Below are 11,580 nucleotides of genomic sequence, written 5' to 3'. Positions count from 1 at the left end.
TTCTCCCCTGTTTGAGGGGAGATGCCGAAGGCAGAGGGGTAAATAATGAAAATTCGATTTTCAGCTTGCTGAAATAAATTTAGCGAAATACACCTTGGCTCTGCCACGGTGATAGTCAAATTTAAGAATTTTCTTTATTACAAAGGATTATTCTTTTTGAGGAACGTAATCAAATTTATTTAAAACATTACCATCCAATTTTAGTTCTGTGAAATTTAAAAACATTTCAGATTGTAATTTATCAAAATCGATTTCTTCTAAAAAAATATATGAAATGGATGGATTATCAAGAGTTCTAAAGTAGATCATTTTATTCATCAAGTCGGTTACAATAGTCCATTGAGTGCTGATATGATCAAATTGTGGAGATACTGATACTGTCTGAATTGCAGCAAATCCGAAATTAACATAATTGTTCGATTTAAGTTCAGGAAGATGTTTAGCGTAGTAAGCACCACGAACGAAACGTTCGATAGAACCTTGAGTACCCGGAATGGAGTTTGTTCCGCCAAAACCATCATATTCTTTTAAAGCAGTCAATGCTTCATTATAAGGAGTATTTGTGAGTACTTCAATTTCTGGATTTTTGTATATTATCGTTTCTCCTTTCAGAAATTCAACTATTGCCGAATTACCATTAATATCATGAAGATAATAATGGAGTCTTATAGGGAAGAGTTCTGTTGGCACCTCAATTACATTGTATTTTCCTGATGTAATATCAAGAATTGCAGAATCTACAGAATCGAAATTATCCAGAAGGTATTGCATCAAAATGGAAATTGAAAGTGTAGTTACGTTTTCACTATCGTTAAATTCAGCATCAGCAAGATAATATGTACCTACTTTGAATCCCTTTTCATTTATGCCGTCTATTCCTGCTAAAATCAGTTCAGAATCAATTTCAGCATTCAATCTGGGAAGTTTCAGTAGAAAGGAGACGCTGCCAAATTTACTTATCCACGACATCTTCTTATCACCCGCATTGGTATAATCTGATTCCCGCTGCTGCCCTCTCGGTGAAATTCTTATTAAACCATCACTGAACATGAAGTCAAAATTCCTTGCTGAGATTTTAGAAGTATTATTGATAAATATCTCAGAACAACTAAATAAATTCCAATTATTAATTATCAGGAAAAGTAAGAACGCGAATACAAGATAAAATTTTTTCATTTTCATTCCTCCATTTTTTTGTGACCTACAAGAATTAAGTTGTTTAAATTCAATATTATGTCAAATTTTTTTGTGAATTTTATAATAAACAAAAGATCAACCTTCTCAATGGTCGAACAAAGTGAGACCTTGAGGATGGTTAAAATGATATGTTATAAAATAATTGCAAAGGTCTGCTTTCAGCAACTATCTGCAAGCACACAAACGAACTGTTTCGTTCTCAACTCCAATTTCACTAAGTTCTTCTGAAGTCAGGTGCCAAATTTCTTTTTTTCATGCATCCACCGAAAAATTTGGAAGGTATAAACCTAATTTATTGTAATAAATAAAATTGTTGCAATTTTACCTGTTCAAAACCTTATCCAGCAAAGTGGGAATCTTGATACCAGAAATATATCGGACAACGGTTTCAACCGTTTGCACAAATAAAAAACCATTGAAAGGGTTACTATAAAAGGCTTTGTTTGCTTTTCCCATGAATAACCCAGTGAAATTGAATTGATTTCACAGGTTAAAAATTCATGGGCTTGAAAAAAAATGAAATTATTGTGTTTTTTTTATTGCTTACTGAAAAATAAATATTTTTCGGGGGATGCGCAAGTTTCTTTTTTTATTTTGACATATTTTATCCAAAAATACACATTCGGAAGAACTTCGTTCATGCCGAACTTAAAAAAACATTTGACACGAAAGAAATAGTTAACTTATTTTTGCATATATAATTGTATTAATGAAAAATTATAAAGATTGATTCAGCTTTGATAATATGGTTTTAACTTTGGAGGAACGATGAAAAGAAATGTTATTTGTTTATTTTTATTATTAATTTGCTTTAATGTTTTTGGGCAATTCAGCGTTGCACCAGATTCTGTTACAGTTGTACTCGATCCCAATGAAACAGATTCATTTCTATTATTTATTTCAAATCTAACACCACATAATGTATCTATTTGGATGGAAGTTAATTATCTGACTGAACATTTTGAAGTTTCATCATCCAGCAATCAAGATGATACTTGGCTAAATATCAATTCGGGTATGATCTATAGTATTCCTCCCAATCCGATGTATGTTACTATGATTCCCGTTAATTCAAACAATTTGGTAGATGTTGTAAAGACGGCAGAATTAATTGTTCATACCGATCTATTTGGAGATTTCACAGTTTTTGTAACTTTAGTGGTTAATCCATATCCATCTCTTTATCCACCCCAAAATCTGTTTGTTGATCAATTTGGATATGCAACCTGGGAAGCTCCAGCTCCTTCCGAAGATAGAGGTCTTTTTGGCTACAATATTTACCTGGATGGTTGTTTTTTAGCTTTTACCAATGATTGCTGTTGGATTTACGGAGGATTAACTCCAGGACAAACTTATACAGCCGGGATTTCTGCTGTTTACGATAATGGAGAATCAAATATTGTTAACTTCATCTTTATATACAATCCATTTTTAAATCCGGTGCAAAATCTGCAAATTGATGAATTTGGTTTTGCAACCTGGGAACCACCTGATCCGATGAACAGTTCACGTGATTTTCTGGGTTATAACGTTTATCTGAATGACGACTTTATAATTTTTTCAACCGATGAATTTTACGATTATTCCTCTCTGGTTTTGATTCCGGGAGAACTCTATGTGGGCGGAGTTACAGCTGTTTATGACGAAGGTGAATCGACAACCGATTGGGAACCGTTCCAATATTTACCGGAACCGTTTTATCCACCTGAGAATTTGACCATCGATAATACAACCTGCACAATTTTCTGGGAAGAACCTACAAGTTGTTATGATATAGAAAATTATAATATTTACCTCAATGACACTTTTGAGGGAATTACCAACGAAACTGAATGGCAGTTTTTATATTTAGTGAACGGAACAATTTATACTGCCGGAGTTCAAACTATATATAATGTTGGAGAGTCTGATATTATTACGATTCAATTTGAACCAACAAAAGCGGAAGATATTATTCCAACACAAGAATTACAGCTTACAAATTATCCCAATCCGTTCAATCCTGTTACAACGATTAAATTCGATATCAAGGAAAACGAAACTGGTACACTGACGATATACAATATCAAGGGTCAAACTCTGTTCAAAAAGAAATATGAGAATGGCTATCATACTTTCAATTGGGAAGCTGATGACTATGCCAGCGGAATTTATTTCTATAAATTACGAACTCAATCCTATTCTAAATTGAAAAAGATGAGTTTGATTAAATAATCATTGTTTTGATGATAACCGGTTCAGAAAAACTGGACCGGTTTTTTATTTCTCCTGAGGAACTACAATTCCGCGAATGATGATATTCTGGAAGAAAATAAATACCAGCAGAGTTGGAATAGAAGCGATAACCAATGCTGCGTAACCAACACCGTTGGAAGCTCGCTGCATCAGTTGATAAATATTCACCATCATCGTCCACATGCTTTTATCCTGACACACGATGAATGCAAACATAAAATTTCGATACGCAGCATTGAAAGCACTCAAAGCAATTACAGCCATGATCGGTTTAGAAAGCGGCATGGCGATCTTCCAGAAAATGCGGAATTCTCCCGCTCCGTCGATTGTGGCAGATTCAAACAACTGCTGCGGTAGTGAATCGAAAAAACCTTTTAATAGGAAAATAAAATAACCATCGGCTGCTGCTGGCAGAATAAGTGCTAAAAATGTATTCAACAGATTTAATTTTTTTAGAAGAAGAAAGTTCGGGATTCCCATCACCATTGGTGGGAATGCCATCGTCAGGATCAGGAAAAGCAGGATTTTGTAGGTTGATTTCAGTTTGAAACGACTCATTGCATAAGCTGCCAGTGGATTTACAAAAAGTGCAGTTGCTATTGCCAAAGAAACGTAAATAAGTGTATTTAAAATTGCTCTGCCGTTATACAGCATTGTGTCTAAAACCATCACGTAATTTCGTTTATTAAGTTCTTTAACGATATTCGTTCTATTTTCTCGAAAAATTTCTGCATCGATCTGTTCATAATCTACGGCAACTTCATCAAAATTTTGTGGAATCAATTTAAAGTTCAGATTCAGTTCTTCAATATTACCATATTTGTTTTTCAGGAAATTCTGCCATTCAATTTCAGCGTTTTCATCGATCCTGATAAGAGCAGGATGAGCCGAATCCAACACAAACTTCTGCCAGATTGCAGCTTCAGCTTCATGGGGCGGGATCTGTTTGGAAGGAATTATCTCATTCAATGAATCGAAGTAGTGGGTGGAAATATAATTTATTTCTTCGACAGCATTTTTTTTTGATTCAAATATTTCGAGCAGAAAATTGCGATATGGTTTTGCTGCTGCCGGACTCAAATTTACATAATTTTGCAATATGTTTTTTTGTCTTAAAAATTCATTACGATCCGCAATCAGAGAAAGGTTCTTTTCAGAAAACTCAGTTGGCAATCTTATTTCAGAGAAAGAGCGATAGCCAGGTTGCCAGGCATTATTCAAGGCAGCGATAGTTTTATATTTATTTTCCAAAAATGCTCTAAACTGGTTCTCTACAGAATTCAGGATCAAATTTTCTGGATTAACTTTGCTTTCAAGAAAACTTGTGAAATCCAGTTTTTCTGCACCTGTTACTTTTGCTGAATTTGGAAAATCAATTTCGAAGAAATTATTAAAATTGGAATTCCAGGCTTCGTTCAAAGTAGAGATTATTAAATATTTATCTTTCAGATGTTTTTGCCATTCGGGTTTTGCTTCTTTAGAAACAGAAATTTGAGAAATATTAAGCTGATATTTTGCAAAATTCTTCCAGAGGGGTTGTAATTTATTTTCAGGAAGTTTCCCTGGTATCGTGATTTGCGACCAGGATTTATAATCCGTATTCAATTCTTCATTCAAAAATTTCAAATCGTCTTTATAAACCTGTTTCAAAAGATTGGTGATGAAATATCCATCCACAGAAGCAAAAACCTTCTGCTGCCAATTGTGATCTTGTTTAAACTGCTGATATCTTTTTGCAAATCTGGAATTTCCAATCGAAAAATTCCGACTTAAAATGTTTTTTTCTTCACTGATTATCTCTTCCCAGCTTTGAATTTCAAAACCGTATTTCTGATTGAAAACATCAATTTCCCCACCACTTTCCTTCTTCAAGATTTCTCTGAATTTACGATCATTCAACGGATAAATACCCCGACCACTTTGTTGAGAAATAAAATAATCGTATTCATCCAAATCAGCATTTTTGATAAATTCGCACCAATCCTGATAAAACTGTTTTGAAATGCTTTGCGTCAAATCAATTTCATCAAAACTGCGATACAGATTTTTGTATTGTGAGATCATTTGTGCCGATTCTTCATTATAGCGCACTGCCACGTATTTTCGGAATTGCAGATCTTTATCGAACCAGAATTTGGGATAAAGCGAAAACTGTTTGGAATCAACTGAACTGGAAAAAGAGGTACTGATCATCATCAAAAATGGGAAGATCATTGTAACTGCACCCAGGATCAGTACAAAATGAATGAGAAAGTTCAAAATCCTGATCTTAGGAGTTTTACGTCCCACTCTGGAAATGATCGGCATTTACAAATCCTCTCCTGTTGCAGAATCGGCAGTGTGGAATTCCATGTTGCTCAATTTTCTCAATTGAAAAACGGCAAATCCCATCATCAAAACTCCCAGCAGCCAGGCCATGGCTGTGGCAATTCCAAAATTCAAATATAAATATGCCTTCTCAAATATCAGCAGATCAGCAACTCGTGTTGCCTGATTTGGTCCTCCGAAAGTCATTACCAGAATGAATCCGCTCTGTTGTGCAGATGCAATGAAAGCAGCAATAAACTGAATAATGATGAGAGCTTTCATGCTGGGAAGAACTATGTGTCGAATTTTATGACGAAATCCTGCTCCATCGATGTCAGCCGCTTCATAGATTTCCTGTGGAATGCTCTTTAAAGCAGCCAGATAGATGAGACAACCCGGTCCAACTCCCGCCCAGACTGTCGGTAAAATACACAGCAGCATCGCCAGATTGCGGTTTCCCAGCCAGTCGCTTTTGGGTAATCCCAGCCACATCAGGAGTTGATTTAGAATTCCGCTGTCAGAGGGATCATAAAGCAACTTCCAGAGATAAATAACAATTACACCACTAACAACTGCTGGTAGATAATAAACCACACGATAGATCAATTTACCGTGCGAGACTTCCTGCAGCAAGATTGCTAAAATTATTGGTGGAATAAATCCCAAACCTAAAGAGAGCAGCATGTAATAAAATGTTCTTCCCAAAGAAGCCCACCAGACCGGATCGTAAAGTACATCGGCAAAATTTGCCATTCCCACAAAGGTTGATTCTCCAACCAGACTGTAATCTTGAAATGCCATCACCGAACCCATCAGCATCGGCAGGTATTTCCAGATCAGAATCGAAAGCAGAGCGGGCAGCATGATAATGATCGGAAGATAATTTTTTTTCTTGGGTTTAGTAGTTGCCGGAGCAAAAGATTTTGGAGTGAATATCTTCCAGACTCGATAGATAACATAGATGAAAACTGCGAAAACGATAATTGCAACTACAACGGCAGTTCGATTACGTTTCAATCTTTCTTCCGGCGTGATTTTCCCCAGCATTTTACGGTTGGTTTTCTGAACTGCTTTTTCCAAAATCTCTTTTATGTTTTCTTTCTTTTCTGTTTCGGTTTCTCCCAGTTTTCTGTTCTTATTCAAATTTATGCATTCATTCAAGGGATAGCTCATGTATTCGTAGATTTTCTGAGTATTTTTGCCGTAAGGTTCCGGTTTACCGTTTTGGAGTGCTTCGTTAAAAGTTTCTTCCCAGCCTTCCGGGCTGTATTGCAGAAATTCTTCAAATCCGTATTTTCGCAGGAAAACAGGATTCATCATTTTACCATAACCGGCATCTATCATTACCTGCAGGCGAATTTTACGTGCTTCGTCAGAATCGTAGAACCAGATGTATTGGAAGGCTGCTTCTTTCACCTTTTGCGAATCACGATCTCCCAAACCGCCATTATTCGATTCACCTGCGCCACTGAAAATTCCCATCATGCGGCAATTCAGTTCCGAACCGCGAATTCCGGTTGGTCCTCTGGGAACGGGTGCAACGCCGTAAAGATTGGGATCGAGCGATTTTCCCAGACTTTTATCATCCATATAATCGATGCGCATTCCGATCTGGCCGTCGAACCACATATTTCCCCAATCACCGTCTCGTTTAGCATAGCCGTATTGCCGATTTCCCACGCCGTCGATCCATGGTTGGGAACAGATTTTTGTGTAGAAATACATCGATTCTACTGCTGCGGCATCATCAAAAGAAGCATACCATTCTCCGGTTTGTGGCTTCTTGCGAACAGCTTCTCCACCTGCCGACCACAAAAATGTGATCCAATCCCAGGCAGATTGCGGACCGGAACTGAAAGTAATTCCGTAAACATCTTCTTCGGGAACGGTCATGCGTTGTGAGTAAGCAAGTAATTCTTCCCAGGTTTCGGGAGGATCATCAGGATCGAGGCCAACCCGACGAAACATATCTTTGCGATACATCAGAACTCGAACCAGAGTTTCGTAGGGAATCATCCAGATGTGTTCTGCCAATTCTTGTTCCTTTTTCCTTTTCACAACCGGCCAGACAGGATCGTAAATGCGGTAATCGAGTTCTTCCAGATCAACATTTTCCACGAATTCGTCCAGCGGATAAAGAAATCCCTTTTCGATGTAGGTGGCAGATTGACGGAAATTTACGTAAATAATATCGGGCGAAACACCACCGGCAATTGCCATCAAAGGTCCGGCATCCAGATCCATGTTTTCGATTTTTATTCCACTGAAAGATCGAAGTTCAATATCTGGATACTTTCCTTTGAAGGCTTCAATTACTGCCCGATCTGCGCGACTGAAAGCATCGGCAGCTTTGGGATCGGGAAGTTCAAAAACTTTGAGGATGATCTTTTCTTCTGCTTGTAAAAAAAGGAATATAAATAAGAAGAAAAGCAATAATAATTTTCTATATTGCATTTTGTTTTACCTTGCGACAGGTTTTTGAACTTCTTGCTTGTGCGACCTTCGCAAGGTTTTCTTTTTTTTGTACCATTCGCAAGGCTTTTAACCATAGCGAAGGAACAAGATAAGTTTGTTTATTTTTCATTTAACAAGTATTCTAAAATCTCGTCCAAATAACCAAAACACAGTCCAATGCAAGTATCAGCAGCGCCATAATAAATTGCGATTTTGTTATCTTCCACCAAAGCTGCAGTGGGAAAGACCACGTTGGGAACATCACCAGTTCTTTCATAATCTGTGTGTGGAGCCAATAGATACTCGGGAGAATAGGCCAGAACTTTGCTGGGATTTTCTAAATCCAGCAGCATTGCTCCCATGTGATAAACAAAACCATTGCAGGAAGTTAGCACTCCATGATAAAAAAGCAGCCAGCCTTTTTCTGTTTTGATCGGAACTGGCCCGGCACCAATTTTTGTGCTCTGCCAGGGAGTTTTTCCTGCTTTCATAACCAGTCGATGCTTTCCCCAAAAAGTCAGATCGGGAGAAGAACTGAGCCAAATGTCGCCGAAAGGCGTGTGTCCTTTGTCGCTGGGTCGGCTCAACAGAGTATAATTTCCAGCAATCTTTTCAGGGAAAAGTACGCCGTTTCGATTATGCGGTAGAAAAGCATTTTCCAACTGCTCAAACGTTTTAAAATCTTTTGTAACAGCTAATCCAATCGTAGGTCCATGATTTCCGTTGCACCAGGTTACATGATATTTACCATCGATATAAGTTACTCGCGGATCGTAAGCGTATTCAAAATGATTTGGAACACCAGGTTTTGGTTTAAATCGAATCGGATCATGATCAATTTTCCAATTGATTCCATCTTCACTGAAACCGGTATAAATTCTCATTTCACGTCGTTTATTGTCACAACGAAAAACACCTGCAAAACCATCTTGGAATCTTACAACAGCGCTATTGAAAATGCTGGTGGACGTTGGAATCTGGTATCGATCGATGATGGGATTTTCATCATAACGCCAGATCAAATCAGAACAATTTTCAGGACGATTCTGCCAGGGAATTTTAGCTTTCACTTCTTATGATCTCCTTTATCTCTTTTGAAAGTTGATCTGCCGGAAATAAAGAAATTCCGGTGGCTTCATTCTGCTTCACAATTTCCAAAATCTTCGAAAAATCGTCAGTTTCTAATTCGGGAAGATAGATACCGGCATGAATGGGAAATTGATTTTTGGTTTCAATAATAGATCGTGAAATCATTTCTCCGATCCAGCTTATATTCTCATTATAAAATTTGTGATACAACATCGGAATAGCTGCATCCAAAGGCCAGTTTCGCCAATCCTGCCGCACAGCACGAGCAGCTTCAGTTGGTGATGGAAAAACCGCTGCTGTTAAATGCAGGTCAGTATTTTCTAATTCATATTTAACTCTGTTAACAAGATTGGAAATTGTATCTAATCTGAATTGAAACCAGGCTGCAATTTCTTCTTCAGATTCCAAATTCCTGGCATTCAAATCATATTTTTCTTTAAACTGTTTTAAGCAATAATCACAATAACAAAAATCAAATTGCGGCATTTCACGATCTTGATCCAGATTGTATTTCGGCTGCAATCCAACTGGTAGAAAAATATCGGGAAAGCGAATATAATCCAAATGAATTCCAGATAATTCTGAATATTTTTTATAATATTTGATTGGTTTTAAAATCTCTTCCAGAGCTTTTGAATTATTCGGACACAACCAGCGATAATAATTCACGTAAGGAGGATTTATGGCACAATTTTCTCCCAGTTTATTCACCATGAAAAGTTCAGGATTTGTTTGATGCAGATTTGCATCGGGACGGTTTACGATCCATTGCCATTTGTGGATTTCGATGGGAAAATCTTTGGCTGCTTTCAAAAGTTGTTCCAAATCTGTTCCTTCGTAAAATATCCTTAAAATGCCGATTTCTGCAAGTTCAGCCAATTTAGATTTCCATTTAAAATCATCCTGTTTCGGATGCATCCAGGTAGAGAACTGCATCAATTTTTCCTGAATTTCATTTTGCGATCCTGACGGATAGTACAGGAAAATTTATCATCTTTGTATAAAGCTTCATAACCATTCGGAGTTAGAAAAAGTTGGAATCCTGCGACAATTCCAGAATAACCGGGAATTTGCTCTAACTGATTTAATGTAGCATAATAATGATTTTGCAAATGAAATCCTTTTTGAATATAATAAAATTTGCGAAGTATATCAACGCAATCCAATTTGGGGATATCAGTAATAAATTGATCTTTGTTTTCACAAAAAACCAGCACTCCCCACATTTCAGGATAGTGCATAGCAATGATTCCCTGTGGCGACCAAACCCAGTTATTTTCAGATTTTTTTTTCTTTTCATATCTGCCGTTCACAACATCCAATTCCCATTGCACGCGAGAAAAATTCATTCTCCACATTTCCTGTGGCTGAGGTGCTCCGTTGTGATTGGCACATTCTTCCAGAACCTTCCAGGGCATGGCGATTTCTAAACTCCAGCCAATATCTTCATCTTCGGGATCGTTCAAAGTTCCATTCAAATGAACAGCAGTCTGCATTCCTGCAATTTCCCAACTGTCAATGGCGTGACAATCTTCTTCATAATAAGTTTGTGTTATCAGCAGATCCCAGGTTGTGTTGAGTGCATTCATTTCCATTTCATAATAATTTTGCGTATCCCAGTCAGGATCGAGGAAAACTTCAAAATCGTTATCAAAATAGATGACTGAATCATGATCTTTTAGAGTAGCCCAGAGCTGCGGTTCTTCCATTTCGGCTGCTATGTAGAGATTGTCTTCGTCCCACAAAAGTTTTGCTTTGGTTTTCAGGTAGGGAAGTGGTTTCGAATTTCCTTCAATATCAACAAACTCATCTGTCCATTCCGACATTTTCCAGGCTTCATCATCCAGCTTGCCATCAAGGATCGGGGCAGTTTCAGTTTTTAAACAATTATATATTTTAGGATTGAATTCTATATTCGGAACGGGAAATCCGCAATCTAATAATGCCTTTTCTGCAAAGATCGAAATAAAGCAGAAAATCAGTAGCAGCGAAAGTATCCTTTTCATCAAAACCCCCATTGGCAGGTAGGTTTTGATGAGGTAAAAATGTCAAGATTTTAATAACAGCCAAGAAAAGTTGTTTTATGTAAATTATTGGAACTAAAAAATATCCAAATCATGCATCCCCGAAAAATATTTATTTTCCAGTAAGCAACAAAAAAAACACAATAATTTCATTTTTTTCAAGCCCATGAATTTTTAACCTGTGAAATCAATTCAATTTCACTGGGTTATTCATGGGAAAAGCAAACAAAGCCTTTTGTAGTAACCATTTCAATGGTTTATCATTTGTGCAAAC

At 37.1% G+C, this 11,580-nt stretch carries 7 protein-coding genes; 1 reads left to right on the top strand and 6 read right to left on the bottom strand.

All coding sequences use genetic code 11. The features are described from left to right. Positions 1-147: 147 nt before the first annotated feature. A complete protein-coding gene (locus K9N40_11775) occupies positions 148-1,176 on the bottom strand; it encodes a linear amide C-N hydrolase (protein MCF7815146.1) in 1,029 nt (342 codons plus the stop codon). Positions 1,177-1,965: 789 nt separating this feature from the next. Between K9N40_11775 and K9N40_11770 the strand changes: the two genes are divergently transcribed. Further along, positions 1,966-3,411: a T9SS type A sorting domain-containing protein gene (locus tag K9N40_11770; protein MCF7815145.1), complete on the top strand. Its 1,446-nt coding sequence runs from the start codon at positions 1,966-1,968 to the stop codon at positions 3,409-3,411. A 45-nt stretch (positions 3,412-3,456) separates the two neighbouring features. Here K9N40_11770 and K9N40_11765 read toward each other — a convergent pair whose 3' ends face one another. From K9N40_11765 to K9N40_11745, 5 genes are all read right to left on the bottom strand, one after another. Then, the gene (locus K9N40_11765; GenBank protein ID MCF7815144.1) at positions 3,457-5,739 is read right to left on the bottom strand and encodes an ABC transporter permease subunit; all 2,283 of its coding nucleotides are present in this window, start codon (positions 5,737-5,739) and stop codon (positions 3,457-3,459) included. Then, complete coding sequence (locus K9N40_11760; GenBank protein MCF7815143.1) at positions 5,740-8,193, bottom strand: extracellular solute-binding protein; 2,454 nt, start codon at positions 8,191-8,193, stop codon at positions 5,740-5,742. It lies immediately after the preceding gene. 119 nt (positions 8,194-8,312) lie between these two features. Further along, positions 8,313-9,263, bottom strand: a complete 951-nt coding sequence (locus tag K9N40_11755; protein MCF7815142.1) for a glycoside hydrolase family 130 protein — start codon at positions 9,261-9,263, stop codon at positions 8,313-8,315. Next, on the bottom strand, positions 9,253-10,218 hold the full coding sequence (locus K9N40_11750; protein ID MCF7815141.1) for a hypothetical protein: 966 nt from the start codon (positions 10,216-10,218) through the stop codon (positions 9,253-9,255). The genes K9N40_11755 and K9N40_11750 overlap by 11 nt, the downstream gene beginning before the upstream one ends. Then, positions 10,218-11,288 (bottom strand): carbohydrate-binding family 9-like protein, encoded by a 1,071-nt coding sequence (locus K9N40_11745; GenBank protein ID MCF7815140.1) that lies wholly within the window; start codon positions 11,286-11,288, stop codon positions 10,218-10,220. Before K9N40_11745 ends, K9N40_11750 begins: the two co-directional genes overlap by 1 nt. Positions 11,289-11,580 lie beyond the last annotated feature (292 nt).

It is taken from the genome of Candidatus Cloacimonadota bacterium (genome assembly GCA_021734245.1).
Classification (GTDB): Bacteria; Cloacimonadota; Cloacimonadia; order Cloacimonadales; family TCS61; genus B137-G9.
The sequence above is the reverse complement of the archived record's forward strand: the minus strand, read 5'-3'. Positions and strand labels throughout refer to the sequence as shown.